The sequence below is a fragment of the Micromonospora matsumotoense genome, assembly GCF_900091525.1.
GTDB classification, from domain to species: domain Bacteria; phylum Actinomycetota; class Actinomycetes; order Mycobacteriales; family Micromonosporaceae; genus Micromonospora; species Micromonospora matsumotoensis.
On record NZ_FMCU01000011.1, the window covers coordinates 78,418 to 95,315 of the forward strand.

Sequence of the window (16,898 nt, forward strand, 5' to 3'; positions counted from 1 at the left end):
GGGGCGTCGCCACGCGGCGACGCCCCGGCGCACGGCTCAGGGTCGACGGGTGGGGATCAGAGGTACTGGCCGGTGTTGTGGCCCTCACCGCCACCGGGCTGCGGCCCCATCCCGGGGATGCCGGGGATCATCCCACCGGGGCCACTGGGCAGGGCGGCACGGCCACCGGAACGCATCTGCTCCAACTGCACCCGGGCGGCCATCTGCTGGGCCACCAGGGCCGCCTGGATGCCGTGGAAGAGCCCTTCCAGCCAGCCGACCAGCTGGGCGTGGGCGATCCGCAGCTCCCCCTCGCTGGGGGCCTGGTCCTCGGCGAACGGCAGCGAGAGCCGTTCCAGCTCCTCGCGCAGCTCGGGGGCGAGACCGTCCTTCAGCTCGACGATCGACCGCTCGTGGATCTCCCGCATCCGGTGCCGGCTGGCGTCGTCGAGCGGTGCGGCCTTGACCTCCTCCAGCAGCTGCTTGATCATGCTGCCGATCCGCATCACCTTGGCCGGCTGCTCGACCAGCCGGGTCGGGTCCTCGCCGGCCTCGTCGGTCTGCACGGTGCCGACCGGGCGGCCGTCCGGGCCGACCACCACCACGGTGCCCGAGTGCCCGTCCTCGCGGCCCGGCTCGTCATCTTGTCCAGTCGAGTGCGCTTCGGTCATGCCACCCATCTTTACCCACCCGGTCCCGCCGCACTCGCCCGGACCACCAGCCGCCCGGCCCACCACCACCGGCGGACCGCCGGTCGCGCGTTCCCGCTGGTGGCGGGGGACACCGCCGGGCCGTCGACCGCGCTACCGTCGCCGGCATGACCGCCGACCCGCGGGCCGTGCTCACCCGGCCCGCCCCGCCGCCGGACCTGACCGTGCGCTACGGCGACCAGCCGGAGCAGCTCGTCGACCTGCGCCGGCCGGTCGGGGACGGTCCGGTCCGCCCGCTGGTGGCGGTGCTGCACGGGGGCTTCTGGCGGGCCGGGTACGACCGCACCCACACCGGCCCGCTCGCCGCCGCGCTGGCCGACCTGGGGTGGCCGGTGGCCCAGCTGGAATACCGGCGCACCGGTCAGCCGGACGGTGGGTGGCCGAACACCCTCTCCGACGTCCGGGCGGGGGTGACGGCACTGCCCGGGTTGGCGGCGCGCGCCCTGCCGGGGCAGGTCGCCGAGGGGCCGCCGGTGCTGCTGGGGCACTCGGCGGGTGGGCAGCTCGCGTTGCACGTCGCGGCGCACGCCCCACAGGCCGTGGCCGGGGTGCTGGCACTGGCCCCGGTCGCCGACCTCGTCGAGGCGTACCGGCGGGATCTGGATTCGGGTGCGGTGGCCGCGCTGCTCGGCGGCGGTCCGACCGAACACCCGCAGCGGTACGCGGCGGCCGACCCCCGCAGTTCGGTACCGCTGCGGACACGGACAGTGATTTTGCACGGGATGCAGGACCGCCAGGTGCCGATCGCTCTGAGCAGGTCATATGCTGCCACCGCACGAGCCGCCGGAGCCCCGGTCACCCTCGTTGAGCTGCCGGAATGCGAGCACTTCGGGTTGATCGACCCACTCTCGGCGGTCTGGCCACAGGTAAGAGCTGCGTTGCAGTCGCTGCTTGAAGATCAAGATTCATTGACGCAGGGCCGCCCACCAGGTAGAACGCCGGAGGGGCGGTGACGCCCGGCAATGCTCCCGGAAGGATTTCGGTGTCGCAGATGAACCGCAGGCGGGCCCTTCAGCTGCTGGCCGCGCTCGGTACCACCGGACTGGCCGCCGCCTGCGGCACGGACGACACCGAGACCCCGGTCGTGGGCAAACCGATCAAGGTCGGGCTGATCCGGCCGGAGAACGGCGACGGCAAGGCGATCGGCGAGGACATCGAGAACGGCTTCCAGCTCTTCCTGGCCATGAACGGACAGCAGCTCGGCGGGCACCCGACGACCGTGGTGACCGTCGACGAGGGTGACAACGCCAAGAGTGGCCAGGCCGCCGTCGACACCCTGCTCGCCCAGAACGTGCTCGCCATGAGCGGCGTAGTCAACTCGACCGTGATGTCCGGCATCCGGGACGCGGTGGAGAAGGCCCGGGTGCCGTTGATCGGGTCCAACGCCTCCCCGCCCAGCCTCCAGAGCGTCGTCTACATCTGGCGGACGTCGTACGTGCTGGACGAGCCGGGCCGCGCGCTCGGGTCCTACCTGCGGCGAACATTGCCCGCCGGCAGCCGGCTCGCCATCGTCGCCCCCGAGGGCACCGCCAGCCAGGACGTGATCAACGGTTTCCGGGACGGCTTCGGCGCCGACGACCCCCGGATCATCGGCGCACCGATCCTCACCACCGCCAACCCCACCCCGGGCGAGGGCGAGTTCAACGCGCAGATCACCGAGGCGCTCAGCCGCCAACCGGACGGCATCTTCTGCTTCTACTCCGGCACCGCGGGTGAGCAGTTCATCCGGCAGCTTCGCCGCAGCCGGTGGTTCGGCGACATCTACGCGCCCGGCTTCCTGACCGAGGGCAACATCCTCACCGACCTGCGCTCGACACTGGTCAACGCGGACGACAGCCTCAAGGCCGGCACCATCCAGACCTCGCTGAACTACTCGGCCGACCTGAACAACAACGCCAACCGGATCTTCGCCTCGGCGTACCGCAAGACCTACAACGTCTCCCCCACCACCTACGCGATGGCCTCGTACGACGCCGCGCAGGTGCTCGACAAGGCGATCCGGCTGGCCGGCGCGGAGCCCACCCCGCAGCAGGTCAACCTGGCGCTCGGCAAGATCGGCCAGATCGACAGCCCGCGCGGGCCGTGGCAGTTCAACCAGCCGCGTACCCCGCAGCAGAAGTGGTACCTGCGCAAGGTGCAGTTCGACGGCCGGCTGCTCTCCAACGTCCTGATCAACGAGATCGCCACCCTCGGCTGAGCCGTACCCACGAAGGGCCGACCCCGGACGGGGCCGGCCCTTCGCGATGTTCGGGCCCGACCTGTGGGCCCTTCGCGGTGTCCGGGTCCGGTCGGCCTTCGCGGTGTCCGGGTCGGTCAGGGGCGCAGCTCCGCGATGCAGCACTTGACGCTGCCGCCGCCCTTCTTCAGCTCGGCGAGTTCCACCGGCAGCGGGGTGTACCCGGCCGCCTTGAGCTTCCCGGCCAGCCGGGTCGCCTCGCTGTTGAGCACCACGTTCGCCCCGTCGCTGACCAGGTTCAGGCCGAAGGCCAGCGCGTCCTCGTCGTCGGCGAGCACCGCGTCCGGGAAGAGCTGGGTGAGCACCCGCTGGCTGGCCGCCGAGAAGGCCCCCGGGAAGTACGCGATGTTGCCGTCGTCGATCGAGGCGAGCGCAGTGTCCAGGTGGTAGAAACGCGGGTCGACCAGGCGTAGCGACACCACCGGGCGGCCCAGCGCCTCCTGTGCCTCGGCGTGCGCCGGCAACTCGGTGCGGAACCCGTGCCCGGCGAGGACCAACCCACCGTGCGCCTCGGGCAGGTAGGCGAAGTCGCCCTCCCCCTCGTTGGTCTCGCTCGGCGCGATGAAGTGCCAGCCGTGCTCCTGGTAGAACGCCCGGTGCGCGGCGGCCTCGGCGGTCCGCTGCGGATGCTTGAACTGCGCGCCGTAGACCGTCCCGTCCACCCCGAAGGCGCCGTTGGCCGCGAAGACCATGTCCGGCAGCCCCGCCTGCGGGGTCAGCACGTGCACCTCGTGGCCGAGCCCGACCAGCGTGTCCCGCAGCCGGTCCCACTGTTTGACCGCCAGCACCTTGTCGACACCGGTGGTGACGTCCATCCACGGATTGATGGCGTACTCCACGGCGAAGTGCTCGGGGGCACACATGAGATATGTCCGCTTTCGCGGGACGCGCTGCTGGTTCACGGTCACCAAGGGTAGGTAGCGTAGAACGTTGGTAACAGCCACAACCATTGCTTCCCCGAGGCGGAACGTTGCAGATAGACGCGGTCGACCAGCGAATCATTGCGTTGCTCGTGGCGGACGCCCGAACCTCGTACGCGGACATCGGCACCCGGGTGTCACTCTCCGCGCCTGCGGTCAAACGACGGGTGGACCGACTCCGGGCCACCGGGGTGATCCGGGGCTTCACCGCCGTGGTGGACCCGGCCGCCGTCGGCTGGACCACCGAGGCGTTCGTCGAGCTGTTCTGCGCCGGCCGGACCACGCCCACCCAGCTCGGGGTGGCCGCCCGCCGGCACCCCGAGGTGGTCGGCGCCTACACCGTCTCCGGGGAGGCCGACGCGCTCGTGCACCTGCGCGCCGCCGACATCTCCCACCTGGAGGAGGCGCTGGAGCGGCTCCGGGCGGAGCCGTTCGTCACCTCCACCCGGAGCACCATCGTGCTGTCCCGACTGGTCGAGTCACCCGGCGTCGGCCCGTCCACCCCCTGACCGCCCGTGCCGCCCATGCCGGTCGGGCCGCACCCGGCGGCGCGGCCCGCAGCGGCGGCAGCGACGGCGGCGCGGTTGTCTGGTGGGCGGTGGGCAGCACTGTCAGAGGTACATGCCGGTGCGGTGCTCGGTGTCGCCCCGGCTCGGCTTGTCGCCCTCACCGAAGAACCGCTTCCCGCCGAACTCACCGTGCAGCCGGTCGTCCAACTCGTCGGCGAGCCCGGTCATCACCTGCACCGCCAGCATCAGGTGGGTGGCCTGGAAGTTGCGGCCGAAGACCGGGATGGACGCCCAGACGGTGTCGTCGGCGCAGTACAGCCGGCCGATCGGCATCCGGTTGGTCAACTCGGAGAGCTTCACGTACAGCCGCTCGGTCGGCTCGACCTCGGTCAGCACCGGCGAGAAGACGTCGACCAACGGCGGATTGTCGCGGACCCGGACGAAGACCATCGCCGACCCGGCCCGGATGTTGATGTCCCCGTCGGAATCGATCTGGAGGTGTTCGGAGGTCGACTTCAGCATGGTCGACACCACCGTCCGGACCCGTTCGGGCAGGTCGAGAACCTCCTGCTCGCCGCTCTGGGCGTTCGCCGCGGCGGCCAGCGCCTCATCCAGGTCGGCCTCGACGTCCTGGTCGGGGCCGAACTCGCTGCGCGCGGTGCCGAGCGCCTCGATCGGCAACGACTCACCCTCGGCGTCCTGGCTGAGATAGACCAGGAAGGCCGGGTGCGGTGCCCCGTACACGTCCCGCAGGGTGCGGGAGAGCAGCCCGGCCAGCTTGCTGGCGTCGCCGGCCACCCCCTCCAGGCCGAAGTGTTCGCCGGAGCCCGCCACCACGCCGGGCGGCGACCAGCCGAGCGCGATCATGTCGGCCACCGCGGCGCGGTCCAGCCGGAAACCCTGCGGCAGGGTGGCGTTGCCGACCGCCCGCGCGGAGATCCGGCCACCCTCACCGGCGGCCACGCTGATCGAATAGACCGCGTCACCCGTGCCGGAGGCGGTCGGGTCCAGGGTGAGTTCGAGCTGCGCCCCGGTGGGCAGCTCGCGCAGCCGCGCGGCCAGCGCCCGCGCGAACTCCCGCCACGCCTCGGTGACCTTGGCCCGCAGGTCGGCCGTGCTCGGCTCGTCCAGCAGGATCGACTCGTGGTGATCGTGATGCGCCGGCGAGGTGCCGGGCTGATCACCGGTCGGCTTCGAGGGGTGGTCCGCCGTCATGATCGCCTCCGTCCGTCAAGGTCACCCTACCCAGGCGGGCCGGAGAACGAATCCACCGCGACCGGCATCGGACAACCGCCGCCGACGATCGTGGCGGCGAGAGATCACGGCACGACGGGATCACCGGCGGAGCCGGCCGGTCAGCCCGCCGGACGGCCACCACCCGGCCGCTCAGGGTGTCGGCGGTGCCGCCGGCCGACGTCTCAGGACCCGCCCGACGCCAGCCGATCGGGGCGCTCGCCACCCAGCTCGACCGGCCATTCGGCGGCCAGTCCGCTGAGCCGGGCCGCCGCCGCAGCCGGGTCCGCGCCCCGCCCGACCGCCACCCCCAGCAGGTACGCGGTGACCGGCGCGCCCGGCCGCACCACCTGGTGGGCGACGTCCCTGGCCAGGTCCAGCACGGTCGGCACCGACACCTCGGCCGGGTCGAGACCCAACTCGGCGCAGACCGCCGTCACCCAGTCGTCCAGCACGGTCATCGCGTCCACTCCTCCGCCCGGCGTACGTCGGAGTCAGTGTCGCAGTCGAACCACGGTGGCGGGCCGGCAGCGGACCATGCCAGCTCGCGCACGGTCAGCTCACTCAGGAGTTCCCGCATCGACGCCCCGGCCAGCGCCCCGGCCAGCGCCCCGGCCCGCCGGGCGGCCGTGCGGTCCAGCGCGGCGCGTAACGGCGGCACCCGCCACACCCCGCACAACGGCTGCCGCCGCCCCCGGTCGTCGAGGAGGCAGATGCCGTCCGACGCCCCCGGGCCGGACTCGGCGGCGAGCGCGTCGAGCAGCACGCCGACCGCCGGGCGGGTGAGCAGCGGCAGGTCGGCGGCGAGCAGGGCGACCACCGTCGTACCCGGGTGGAGCAGGGCCAGTCCGGCCGCCGTCGCGGCCACCGGACCACCACCCGCCGGCTCCTCCCGGGTCACCAGCACGTCGGCCGGCAGCGACCCGCCCGGCCCGACCAGCACCCGAGGTACGGCGTCAGCCACCGCGGCGAGCACCCGGTCGCGCATCGACCGCCCGTGCACCGGCACCGCCGGCTTGTCCCGCCCACCCATCCGGCGGGCCGCCCCACCGGCCAGCACCACCGCCGCGTACGCCGTCATCCGGTCACGGTAGCCGCCCGGCCCACCCGTGCGGGGCCGTCGCCGTGCGGTGGATCGGGTGGGCGGGGCAGGATGGCGGGATGGGACGGGCCACTGACCGGCGGAGCGTGCTCCGGATCGACCTCGACGCGACGGACGACGCCCGGGTGGCGCTGCGCCGGCCGGACACGCTCGCCGTGGAGGAACCGCTGGAGATCCGGGTCGGTCCGGGCGGCCCGGGTCGACGCCGCCCGCTGGCGGTGACCATGCGTACCCCCGGTGACGACCTCGACCTGGCCATCGGCTTCCTGCTGACCGAGGGGCTGATCCGCAGCGACGCCGACGTGCACACCGCCCAACTCTGCTCCGGGGTGGAGACGCCCAACACGTACAACGTGGTCGACGTGGTGCTCGCCCCCGGCGTGCCGGCACCGGCCACCGACCCGACGCGCAACTTCTACACGACCAGCTCCTGTGGGGTGTGCGGCAAGGCCAGCATCGACGCGGTGCGTACCCGGTCCCGCTTCACCGTCGCGGACGACCCGCTCACCGTGCCGGCGAAGCTGCTGGCGGAGCTGCCGGACCGGCTGCGGGCGGCACAGCGCGCCTTCGACCGCACCGGTGGCCTGCACGCGGCGGGCCTGTTCACCCCCGACGGCGAGTTGGTGGTGCTGCGCGAGGATGTCGGCCGGCACAACGCCGTGGACAAGGTGATCGGCTGGGCGGTCAGGCAACGGCGGCTGCCACTCGCCGGGCACCTGCTGCTGGTGTCCGGCCGGGCGAGCTTCGAACTGACCCAGAAGGCGTGGATGGCCGGGTTGCCGCTGCTGGCGGCGGTGTCCGCACCGAGCACCCTCGCCGCCGACCTGGCCGACGAGGCGGGGCTGACCCTGGTGGGCTTCCTGCGCGGCCGGACCATGAACGTCTACACCGGCACACACCGCGTCACACCCTGAACCGGCCCTGCCTCGGTCGGGGCGCGGATTGTGGAGACTTCTTGTCGCCAGGGCCGCAACAACTCTCCACAATCCACCGGCGACCGCTGCCGGCTCCGGCGGCGTCAGGTCGACTGGGAGGAGAAGAGTCAGCGGTCCGGCGGGCGGGCCCAGGTGAGGAAGCGGTCGGTCACGTCGATCTGGCGACCGTTGTCGAGCTGCGTCAGGTGTTCGGTCGCCTCCGCCGACAACCTGGCCAGCAGGGCGAGCAGGCCGGGCCGGTCGCCGTCATACCTGGCGAGGAGAGCGAGTTTCGCCTCCCCGCACGGCCACGGGTTCGCATCGACCCGGCACAGCCAGATCGGCCGCAGCGGCGTGTGCCGGCCGGGCAGCGGCGTGTGCCGGCCGGGCAGCGGCGTGTGCCGGCCGGGCAGCGGCGTGTGCCGGCCGGGCAGCGGCGTGTGCCGGCCGGGCAGCGGCCCGGTCACGGCGTCCCCGCCGACCTGCGCTCCCGCCCCCGACCGGGCCGAGCGCCCTGGGGGACCGTCGCCGCCCGCCGCGAGGTCGTCGCCCCACCCTGCCGGTCCGGCTGCGGGGACATCATCCCGGGTCGTGGTGGCGTCGTCCTTCGCTGCGCGTCGGCCGTCGCGGGCCGTGGGATCGTCGCCCGGCGCTGCGGGGCAGCTGGCCTGGCGTCGGGAGTCGTCGGGCCGGGCTGCGGGGTGAGCCGGCGCGCGCCCGCCGGCATGACGAACAGGGTCCGCCGCCGCACCGCGTCGCCGACGGCATTCAGCTGGTACGCGTCGATCCACACCCAACCGTCGTACGTGTGCCAGTCGGTCAGCACCCGGATGACCCGGACGGTGATCGGCCGGATGAACTGCACGCTGGCAGCGCGCGACAGGTGCAGCACCTCTCCCGACCTGACCTCCGGCGCGGTCACCGTGGCCCCTGGTTCCGGCTGACCGCCCACCGGTGCGTCGGCACGATGCCGGTCATCCGCCCCGGCCCCCGGTACGGCGGGACGAACGGCCCGATCGGTCCGGGCACGATCGGGCGCGCGGGCGGCCCGGGGTCCGGCGCGGGCTCCGGGCTGGGCGCGGGCTCCGGGCTCTTGTCGGGCTTCGGCTTCTCCCTGGGCACGGTGTCTCCTCTCCGTCGACGTGGAGGAGGGGTCGTCCCGCCCTCCCCCGGGACGGCCCCTCCGGCAGACGCCGTCGCCAGCTCTCGACAACTACCGACTGCGCCGCCCTGGTGACACTCTGATGTGGAGACCATTAGGCTCGAAAGGTGCGACGGGCGTCCGGGCACAGCTGGACGAGGAGCCGCCGAAGAGGTGGCGGCGTGAATAGTCGATCTTCAGATTGGGGCGCTGTGCATGGCTGACGTACCAGATCCGCTCGCCGACTTCGTCGTTGCCGAGATTCGTCGGGCTCGGGGTGCCGCCGGCATGACGCAGGAGGCGTTCGGGCGGGGTGCCGGTTTCAGTGCGTCGCACGTCAGTGCCGTCGAGGGTGGCACGCGGGCCCTGACCCTGGACTTCATCAAGGGGGCCGACCGGGCGCTCAGCACCGGCGGACTCTTCGAGCGCCTGGTGAGCAAGCTCGGCACCCCGTCGTGGTTCCTGCCGTGGCTCGACGCCGAACGCAACGCGACCCAACTCAGGTACTTCGAGCCGAACCTGATCCCGGGCCTGTTGCAAACCGAGGCATACGCCCACGCGGTGCTGCGGCTCGATCCGCGTCTGACTGATAGCGAAGTGGATCGCCGGGTGGCAGGACGCATTGAACGACAACATGTCCTGGGCCGAGATGACCCACCACAGCTTGTCGCGGTGATTGACGGTAGCGCGGTCCACCGTGCCGGTGAGGGCTTCGAGAAACTGATGGCCGAGCAAATCAACCACCTTGTAGCTTGTGCGGAACGACCGAATATCAGCATCCACGTCGTGCCTGTCGAAGTTGGTCTCTACGCCGGGCTTTCCGGTCCACTGTCGCTCGCGCACATGGGTGACGGCGGCTGGATTGGACACCTCGAAAGCCAGTTGGGCGGCGATGTGGTGAGCCAGCCGGCAGACCTGGCTACGCTCTTCGAACGGTGGGAGAGCATCCGAAACGAGGCGCTGCCACGACGGCAGTCGTTAAACCTGATCATGGGAGTAGCAGGCCAATGGACCTGACTGACGCGCAGTGGCGCAAGTCCACCCGAAGTGGCACCAGCGGTGGAAACTGTGTCGAGGTCGCCGACAATCTTCCCGGTGCGGTCGCGGTCCGCGACTCCAAGGACCCGGACGGGCCGGCCCTGACGTTCGCGCCGCCCTCATGGCGCACGTTCGTCACCGGGTTGGCCGATCGCGCCTGACCGACCTGCACGGTGAGGTGCCTGCTCCGAGTTCCGGGGCAGGCACCTCACGCCAGCCGCCAGGAACTATGCGCACCGCCGTAGACCGACGCCTGTAGTAGGAATAGCGACGAACGCTCTGGGCGCCCTCGGGCCACCAGAGTTCTGGCTTCATCAATGAATGGCACCCGCCCGGGGATCGGGCCGGTGTCATTCATTCTTCGCCTCGGCCCACCGGCATGCCTGGCACACTGGCCGCCCACCACGCCATACGCTGCGGCAGCACAGCCGGATCGTCACCCGTGACAGGTTCCGTAACTTGGCCTCGGCCCGTCTCGGCGTCCCCGGCGACGTACCGGTCAGACCCCAGAAGCGCCAAAGTGCCCCTCGGACCGCACGCGACGGGCTGACGGGGGCTCTCGGGGAGGTTCAGACGGCGGATGGCGAGCGGGGATCGACGCGGCGTTGGTCATGCGGCGGATCTCCTCGGCGTCGCGGGTGTTCTGTATGGGTCAGCCCGGGTCAGCTCCAGCCAGCAGGCGTACGTAGTTCGGATCGCTGGTACTCCAGCAGGAAGAGCCATCGCACACACGTTCTATCTGTCGGCGTGTCGGATCGGCGTTTCTAGCCTGCACCTTGCATGAAACGGCCAAATAGCTTTAATTCCGGCAGGCGGGAGGGTGGTGACGCGCCGGACACGCCGCCAACTTGACCGAAGCAGCCCAAGCGACTGCAATGTGAGAGCACATCTAGTAGTCACACGGGCGTAAGTTGCCTACAGGTTGGGTTCGACTACCCGCCCCAGCCGACCCCTGCTCCTTGGCCGGGGGCGACCAGCGGACGTTGGGCTCTACAGGTGACGGTAGCGGTGGGAACCGATACAGGGGATGGAGGGACTGACTGAAGCCGAAGTTCTTGACGGCTTACTAACCGGCTCTCTGCATGACCTAAGGGCTCGTCCCCCCGCGCGCGGGGACGAGACGGAGGCCCCGCAGATCTGAGGAGGTGGTTAGTGGCGAAGCACAGAGCACGGCCTTCGGGCCACGGTCCGCAAGCTGGCATTAGCCGGTGGCAGCGTGCGGGCGAGGGCACAGCAACCCTGCTGAAGGTCCTCTATTGGATGGCGATGCTGGTCAACATCCTGACCGGGATCGCCGGGGGCGGGCCCACCTGACCTAACAGGCCAGGTGAACCCACTCCAGCGTTGTCAAGCCGTCGCTCGGGCCTGGACAGTTGCGAGCGTCGGCCGCGTATCGCTCTGCATCGCGTTGTAACACGTTGTACGTGACAGCTCGATACAAAGCGAGTCTACGGCGAGACTGCCCGATGGGCTGGAATGAGTCAACACACGGTGTTGTGTGTCTCCGGCCTTGGGCGTCGCCCAGAGCGGGGCGGTGATCTTTCACCGCCCCGCTCTGTCTCCTCCTAGCTGGCGCGGTCCGTTGCCCAAGCGGTGAGGTCTTCGCGGGCGTAGACGTCGGCGGTCCCCCGCTTTTCTCGCGGCGTCGGAACGCTGCCTACGCGCCGCTGAAGACGTTCCTGGATGGGGAATCTGAGCCACCAGCCGGGACACCGGCATCTGGCCGAAAGCCTGCGAGAGGGGACAACCCGTGAGACTGACTGATGCGCGGTGGCGCAAGTCCGCCCGAAGTGGCACCAGCGGTGGAAACTGTGTCGAGGTTGCCGACAACCTTCCCGGTGCGGTCGCCGTGCGCGACTCCTAGGACCCGGACGGGCCGGCACTGACGTTCGCGCAGGCCTCATGGCGCACGTTCGTCACCGGGTTGGCCGATCGCGCCTGACCGACTTGCCCCGACGAAGCGCCTGCCCAGAGTCTCGCAGCAGGCGCTTCGCGTTGAGGACCAACTGGCAGGCCCACACCGTGTTGACCCGCCCTCGGCCGGTGGACCAACGCGGCGGCCGTCTTTCCCGCTCGGCGCTGACCGGGTCGACCGGACAACATCCCGCTGACAGCCTCATGCCCCTCAGGCATGAATATGACTGCTGGGCATACTCGCCTGAGGGAACACATGCTCCCGAGCACCCCTCACCGAACGTGATCTGCCGTCACCCCTCCCACGTCGGTCTTCTCCACCGACCGGTTACTGCACCCCCGACCCGCCGCAGCCCGCGCACCGACCCGGCCGCTCGAAGACGCAGTCGATCATCGACGGGAGTGGCGACGAGGCCAGCGCAGAGCACTCCAGGCCGGCGGGAAGCGACAGGCTGGTGCGCCGAACGTCGGTAGCCACCGACCACCCCCACGGGGTGCCGCCCGAAGGCCCAACCGGTCAGCGACGGCGGCGGGGACGACGACGGCGGAGGCGCAGCACTCCCGGCTCGGTCACGGCCGGCCACCCGTCCAGGTCGGACGGTGGCACACCGCGCCGGAGCAGGTCGTCGAGGATCTGGGCGAGGGTGTAGTCGGGGCGGATAGTCAGCGCCCGTTCCAGCGCCACGGCGGCGAGCGCGCCCTGGCCGGCCCGCCAGGCGGCGAAGGCGAGCAGGCAGGCCGGGGCGGGGACCAGCTCCTCCTCGGTGCGGCGCAGCACCTCACTCCAGAAGGTGATGTCCTCCTCGCGCCCGTCGGTGCGTTCCCACGCGTGGTCGCGTACCGGCAGGTGGGTCAGGAGCAGGGTCAGCCAGGCCACCTCGTCGTCGGTGAGCCGCTCACTGCGTCGGTGCCGGCGCTGCGCCTGCCGTACCGCTGCCACGCCGGACTTCCGGATCGTCCGTTCGCCGAACTCATCGGTGGCGGGGGCCGCTTCCAACTGTTGGAGCAGGCGTCGTTCGGCCCGGTCGCCGGCCCGGCGCAGCGCGACCCGGTCGATCCCCTCGGCGGGGGCGACCTGGGCGGTGAGCGCCGCCCGGTCGGGGAGCGCCACCTGACCGGCGTAGACCGCCGCCGCAGCGACCTGGCTGACGTCCGGGTCGTACGGGGTGCCGTCGGGTGGGCAGCAGTCCGGCGCTTCGCAGAGGTACGACCAGTAGCGGCGATCCGTGACGCGCAGCGCGTCGAGCACGGGCAGCCCGATGGCGACCAGCGCCGACCGGACGGCGTCCACCGTCGGGGTGACCCGTTCGGGCGGGCCGAAGCCGATGACGGTGGTGGATTCGGCGTCCTGCCGGCCGATGACGTCGCCGAGATGTCGCGCCGGCAGCGTCGGGTCGGCGCCCGGTTCGGGCAGGTCGGCACGGGCGGCGAAGACGATCCGCCGGCCCCGCATCGCCACCACCACGATGCTGTCGGTGGGATGGAAGCCGATCAGGTACGGCACGGCGGTGATCAGGTCGGCGGGGGAGCGGACGGTGAGCCGGGGGCGGTCGGTCGCGTTCATGTCCGGCAGCCTGCGGCGGGCGGTAATGCCCTCGACAGGCCCTGTGGACGACACGCGACTTATCCACAGATACGGAGAGTATTGGTGCAGGTAGCCGCGATTTCGGAGGTCACACGGCCCACCGGGGTCGGCGGGAGCGGCTACCTTGCGCTGATGGACCTGGCGTACCTGCGGGCGCACCCGGAGCACCTGCCCACCTTCCTGACCCACCAGCGCATCCGGGAGACCCCGGTGGCCGGTGGGGACAGCTGCGCGGCCTCCCGGTTGACCCTGGACGACGGCCACTCGGTCTTCACCAAGACCTGGCCGGAGCGGGCCGGCCGGCCGGTGCCGGCGGGCTTCTTCGACACCGAGGCCGCCGGGCTGCGCTGGCTGCGCGAGGCCGGCGCGCTGGCCGTACCGGAGGTGGTGGTGGCGCTGCCGGAGCTGCTGGCGCTCGACTGGGTCGACCCCGGCGAGCCGACGCCCGGGGCGGCCGAGCGGTTCGGTCGGGAGCTGGCCGACACCCACCGGGCCGGTGCGGCCGGGTTCGGGGCGGCCTGGCCCGGGTTCATCGGCACGCTTCCGCAGGACAACACCCCGGACGACGGGCCGTGGCCGGACTGGTTCGCCCGGCGGCGGCTCCTGCCGTACCTGCGGATGTCGGTCGACGGCGGTGCGCTCGACGGCGCGGACGCCGCGCTGGTGGAGCAGGTGGTGGCGCGGGTCGGCGAGTTCGGCGGCGACGAGCCGCCGGCCAGGGTGCACGGCGACCTGTGGCCGGGCAACCTGCTCTGGGGCGCGGACGACCGGGTGTGGCTGGTGGACCCGGCGGCGCACGGCGGGCACCGGGAGACGGACCTGGCCCAACTGGCGCTCTTCGGTGGTCCGCCGCACCACGACCGGATCATGGCCGGCTACCGGGAGGCGTGGCCGCTCGCCGACGGCTGGCCCGAACGGGTCCCGCTGCACCAGCTGCACCTGTTGCTCGTGCACACCGCGCTGTTCGGTGGGGCGTACCGCGATGCGGTCGTCGGTGCCGCCCGAACGGCGCTGCGGGGCGTCGGCCGCGCTACGGTCGACGGGTGACCGCCGCCCCGACGACCGCCGGCGTCCTCGTCGACCGGTACGGCCGGATCGCCCGGGACCTGCGTGTGTCGCTGACCGACAAGTGCAACCTGCGCTGCACCTACTGCATGCCGGCGGAAGGGCTGCCCTGGCTGGCCGGGCCGCAGTTGCTCACCGACCAGGAGATCGTCCGGCTGGTCCGGGTCGCGGTGCAGCGGCTCGGGGTGACCGAGGTGCGGTTCACCGGCGGCGAGCCGCTGATCCGGCCGGGGTTGGTCGGCATCGTCGCCGCCGTGGCCGCGCTCACCCCCCGGCCCCGGATCTCGCTGACCACCAACGGCCTCGGGCTGGACCGGCTCGCCCCGGCGCTGCGCGACGCCGGGCTGGACCGGGTGAACGTGTCGCTGGACACCCTGGACGCGACCCGGTTCGCCGCGTTGACCCGGCGGGACCGGCTGGGCGACGTGCTCGCCGGGCTGGCCGGGGCCGCCGCCGCCGGGCTCACCCCGGTCAAGGTCAACTCGGTGCTGATGCGCGGGGTGAACGACGACGAGGCACCGGCCCTGCTGCGGTTCGCCCTCGACCACGGCTACGAGCTGCGGTTCATCGAGCAGATGCCGCTGGACGCCCAGCACGGCTGGGACCGGGCCACGATGGTCACCGCCGACGAGATCCTGGCGTCACTGGCCGCCGAGTTCCCGCTCACCGCCGACCCGGCCGCGCGGGGTGCCGCCCCGGCCGAGACCTGGCTGGTCGACGGCGGCCCGGCCCGGGTCGGGGTGATCGGCTCGGTGACCCGGCCGTTCTGCGGCGACTGCGACCGGACCCGGCTCACCGCCGACGGTCAGATCCGCAACTGCCTGTTCGCCACCGAGGAGTCCGACCTGCGCGGCGCGTTGCGGGCCGGCGCGGACGACACCGAACTGGCCCGGCGCTGGCAGGCCGCCACGGTGGTCAAGCGGGCCGGGCACGGCATCGACGACCCGACGTTCCTGCAACCCGTCCGGCCCATGTCGGCGATCGGCGGCTGAGGTGGACCTCACCGTCCGGTACTTCGCCGGGGCACGGGCCGCCGCCGGCCGCAGCGAGGAGACCGCAGCTGCGGGGCAGTCGTTGGACGAACTGCTCGGTGAACTCGCCCACCGGCACGGCCCCCGGCTGGCCGCGGTGCTCCAGGTGGCGAGCTTCCTGGTCGACGGGGTGGCCTGCCATGATCGGCAGACGCCGTTGCCGGCCGGGGCCACGATCGACGTGCTGCCTCCCTTCGCGGGCGGCTGAGGAAGGGCTGCCGTGTTGGCGATTCTGGGGTTCGTGGGCACACTCGCGCTGGTCGTCGGCCTGATCCACTTCTACCTGTGGAAGCGGCTGGTCAAGGACACCACCGGCCCGGGGCGGCTGCGGCGGGTCGGCACGGTCGTCGCGGTGCTGCTGGCGGTGCTCGTCCCGGCCACGATGACCGGCACCCAGGTGGCCGGGGCGTTCTGGTTGGCCTGGCCGGGTTACCTCTGGCTCGCGGTGATGTTCTACCTGCTGATCGTGCTGCTGGTGCTGGAAGTGCCGATGGCGGTGACCCGGCTGGTGCTGCGTCGCCGCAGCGCCGCCGCCGAGGCGACCACGGCCGCCCCGGAACCGGCGCTGGTCGGTGCGGCCGGCAGCGCCGACCCGCCGGCCGTCGAGGCGGTGGACCGGCCCGACCACGACGAATCCCGCCGGTTGCTGCTCGCCCGGGGGGCGGCGATCTTCGCCGGGCTCACCGCCGCCGGCATCACCGGGTACGGGGTCCGCACCGCGCTGGGACCGCCACAGATCGACCGGGTACGCATCCCGCTGGCGAAGCTCCCCCGCAGCATGGACGGGCTGCGCATCGCCACCGTCTCGGACATCCACCTCGGTCCGTTGCGCGGTCGGATGCACACCGAGCGGATCGTCGAGATGATCAACCGGCTGGACGCCGACCTGGTCGCGGTCGTCGGTGACCTGGTCGACGGCTCGGTCGCCGAGTTGGGCGAGGCCGCCGAGCCGCTGCGTGACCTGCGTTCCCGCTACGGCAGCTTCTTCGTCACCGGCAACCACGAGTACTACTCCGGCGTGGAGGAGTGGGTCCGCGAGGTCGACCGGCTGGGCCTGCGGGTGCTCCAGAACGAACGGCAGGAGATCCGGGCCCGGGGCGGGGTGCTCGACCTGGCCGGGATCAACGACGTCACCGCCGACGGCACCGGCGTCGCCGGCCCTGCCGACTTCACCGCCGCGCTCGGCGGCCGGGACGTCAGCCGCCCGGTGGTGCTGCTCGCCCACCAGCCGATCGCCGCCCGCGAGGCGGCGAAGTTCGGCGTCGACCTGCAACTGTCCGGGCACACCCACGGCGGCCAGCTGGCCCCGTTCAACCTGGCCGTCAAGCTCCAGCAGCCGGTGGTCTCCGGCCTCGGCGAGGTCGACGGCACCAAGGTCTACGTCACCAACGGGGCCGGTTTCTGGGGTCCCCCGGTCCGTGTCGGCGCACCGCCGCAGGTGACCCTGGTGGAGCTGCGCTCCCCGTGACCTGCCCGGATGGATGGAAAACCCCGCTCATACCGCGTCCGACGGGTGGAGTC

General features: G+C 72.0%; 18 protein-coding genes and 2 pseudogenes. 11 read left to right on the plus strand and 9 right to left on the minus strand.

The window, feature by feature from the left end:
* Window positions 1–56: 56 nt before the first annotated feature.
* Window positions 57–659: a bacterial proteasome activator family protein gene (locus GA0070216_RS21255; protein ID WP_091248961.1), complete on the minus strand. Its 603-nt coding sequence runs from the start codon at window positions 657–659 to the stop codon at window positions 57–59.
* Between the two features lie 137 nt (window positions 660–796).
* On the opposite strand from GA0070216_RS21255, the gene GA0070216_RS21260 reads away from it, so the two are divergent.
* Together GA0070216_RS21260 and GA0070216_RS21265 are read left to right on the plus strand one after the other, a co-directional pair.
* Window positions 797–1,642 carry an alpha/beta hydrolase family protein gene (locus GA0070216_RS21260; RefSeq protein ID WP_091248968.1) on the plus strand — a complete coding sequence of 282 codons (846 nt, stop codon included), beginning with the start codon at window positions 797–799 and terminating at the stop codon, window positions 1,640–1,642.
* 29 nt (window positions 1,643–1,671) lie between these two features.
* Entirely contained in the window at window positions 1,672–2,886 is a 1,215-nt protein-coding gene (locus GA0070216_RS21265; RefSeq protein WP_091248972.1) for an ABC transporter substrate-binding protein, read from the plus strand.
* Between the two features lie 116 nt (window positions 2,887–3,002).
* On the opposite strand, the gene ddaH is transcribed toward GA0070216_RS21265, so the two are convergent.
* Entirely contained in the window at window positions 3,003–3,836 is an 834-nt protein-coding gene (gene ddaH / locus GA0070216_RS21270; protein ID WP_342670779.1) for a dimethylargininase, read from the minus strand.
* A gap of 59 nt (window positions 3,837–3,895) precedes the next feature.
* Between ddaH and GA0070216_RS21275 the strand changes: the two genes are divergently transcribed.
* Window positions 3,896–4,354, plus strand: a complete 459-nt coding sequence (locus tag GA0070216_RS21275; protein ID WP_091248979.1) for an Lrp/AsnC family transcriptional regulator — start codon at window positions 3,896–3,898, stop codon at window positions 4,352–4,354.
* Between the two features lie 102 nt (window positions 4,355–4,456).
* Here GA0070216_RS21275 and GA0070216_RS21280 read toward each other — a convergent pair whose 3' ends face one another.
* From GA0070216_RS21280 to mobA, 3 genes are all read right to left on the minus strand, one after another.
* Window positions 4,457–5,569, minus strand: coding sequence for a T3SS (YopN, CesT) and YbjN peptide-binding chaperone 1 (locus GA0070216_RS21280; protein WP_091248982.1), 1,113 nt, complete (start codon window positions 5,567–5,569; stop codon window positions 4,457–4,459).
* A 203-nt stretch (window positions 5,570–5,772) separates the two neighbouring features.
* Window positions 5,773–6,048, minus strand: coding sequence for a DUF6457 domain-containing protein (locus GA0070216_RS21285; protein ID WP_091249333.1), 276 nt, complete (start codon window positions 6,046–6,048; stop codon window positions 5,773–5,775).
* Window positions 6,045–6,668 carry a molybdenum cofactor guanylyltransferase gene (gene mobA / locus GA0070216_RS21290; RefSeq protein ID WP_091248985.1) on the minus strand — a complete coding sequence of 208 codons (624 nt, stop codon included), beginning with the start codon at window positions 6,666–6,668 and terminating at the stop codon, window positions 6,045–6,047. Before mobA ends, GA0070216_RS21285 begins: the two co-directional genes overlap by 4 nt.
* An 80-nt stretch (window positions 6,669–6,748) precedes the next feature.
* Here mobA and fdhD point away from each other — a divergent pair, with 80 nt between their 5' ends.
* Window positions 6,749–7,603: a formate dehydrogenase accessory sulfurtransferase FdhD gene (gene fdhD / locus GA0070216_RS21295; RefSeq protein WP_091248987.1), complete on the plus strand. Its 855-nt coding sequence runs from the start codon at window positions 6,749–6,751 to the stop codon at window positions 7,601–7,603.
* Between the two features lie 128 nt (window positions 7,604–7,731).
* Here the strand turns inward: fdhD and GA0070216_RS21300 are convergent, their stop codons facing one another.
* The 3 genes and pseudogenes from GA0070216_RS21300 to GA0070216_RS21310 all read right to left on the minus strand — a co-directional run bounded on the left by GA0070216_RS21300 (window position 7,732) and on the right by GA0070216_RS21310 (window position 8,725).
* Window positions 7,732–8,070, minus strand: a complete 339-nt coding sequence (locus GA0070216_RS21300; RefSeq protein ID WP_245722625.1) for a hypothetical protein — start codon at window positions 8,068–8,070, stop codon at window positions 7,732–7,734.
* Between the two features lie 224 nt (window positions 8,071–8,294).
* A pseudogene (locus GA0070216_RS21305) lies at window positions 8,295–8,525 on the minus strand (hypothetical protein); the annotation flags it as partial.
* Window positions 8,522–8,725, minus strand: coding sequence for a hypothetical protein (locus GA0070216_RS21310; RefSeq protein WP_091248990.1), 204 nt, complete (start codon window positions 8,723–8,725; stop codon window positions 8,522–8,524). The pseudogene GA0070216_RS21305 and the gene GA0070216_RS21310, both read right to left, overlap by 4 nt.
* 235 nt (window positions 8,726–8,960) lie before the next feature.
* Between GA0070216_RS21310 and GA0070216_RS21315 the strand changes: the two genes are divergently transcribed.
* The 3 genes and pseudogenes from GA0070216_RS21315 to GA0070216_RS36190 all read left to right on the plus strand — a co-directional run bounded on the left by GA0070216_RS21315 (window position 8,961) and on the right by GA0070216_RS36190 (window position 11,724).
* Window positions 8,961–9,761, plus strand: a complete 801-nt coding sequence (locus GA0070216_RS21315; RefSeq protein WP_091248993.1) for a helix-turn-helix domain-containing protein — start codon at window positions 8,961–8,963, stop codon at window positions 9,759–9,761.
* Window positions 9,752–9,943, plus strand: a complete 192-nt coding sequence (locus GA0070216_RS21320) for a DUF397 domain-containing protein (protein ID WP_091248996.1) — start codon at window positions 9,752–9,754, stop codon at window positions 9,941–9,943. Before GA0070216_RS21315 ends, GA0070216_RS21320 begins: the two co-directional genes overlap by 10 nt.
* A 1,589-nt stretch (window positions 9,944–11,532) precedes the next feature.
* Window positions 11,533–11,724 (plus strand): annotated as a pseudogene (locus GA0070216_RS36190) (DUF397 domain-containing protein).
* Window positions 11,725–12,213: 489 nt separating this feature from the next.
* Here the strand turns inward: GA0070216_RS36190 and GA0070216_RS21335 are convergent.
* The gene (locus GA0070216_RS21335; RefSeq protein WP_091249004.1) at window positions 12,214–13,260 is read right to left on the minus strand and encodes a DUF4192 domain-containing protein; all 1,047 of its coding nucleotides are present in this window, start codon (window positions 13,258–13,260) and stop codon (window positions 12,214–12,216) included.
* A 153-nt stretch (window positions 13,261–13,413) separates the two neighbouring features.
* On the opposite strand from GA0070216_RS21335, the gene GA0070216_RS21340 reads away from it, so the two are divergent.
* Genes GA0070216_RS21340 through GA0070216_RS21355 form a run of 4 tightly spaced genes read left to right on the plus strand, consistent with a single transcriptional unit; the run spans window position 13,414 to window position 16,845 of the window.
* On the plus strand, window positions 13,414–14,328 hold the full coding sequence (locus tag GA0070216_RS21340; protein WP_091249341.1) for a fructosamine kinase family protein: 915 nt from the start codon (window positions 13,414–13,416) through the stop codon (window positions 14,326–14,328).
* Window positions 14,325–15,338 carry a GTP 3',8-cyclase MoaA gene (gene moaA, locus GA0070216_RS21345; RefSeq protein ID WP_091249009.1) on the plus strand — a complete coding sequence of 338 codons (1,014 nt, stop codon included), beginning with the start codon at window positions 14,325–14,327 and terminating at the stop codon, window positions 15,336–15,338. The genes GA0070216_RS21340 and moaA overlap by 4 nt, the downstream gene beginning before the upstream one ends.
* 1 nt (window position 15,339) lies before the next feature.
* Window positions 15,340–15,585, plus strand: a complete 246-nt coding sequence (locus tag GA0070216_RS21350; RefSeq protein WP_091249012.1) for a MoaD/ThiS family protein — start codon at window positions 15,340–15,342, stop codon at window positions 15,583–15,585.
* A gap of 12 nt (window positions 15,586–15,597) precedes the next feature.
* The gene (locus GA0070216_RS21355) at window positions 15,598–16,845 is read left to right on the plus strand and encodes a metallophosphoesterase (RefSeq protein ID WP_091249016.1); all 1,248 of its coding nucleotides are present in this window, start codon (window positions 15,598–15,600) and stop codon (window positions 16,843–16,845) included.
* Window positions 16,846–16,898 lie beyond the last annotated feature (53 nt).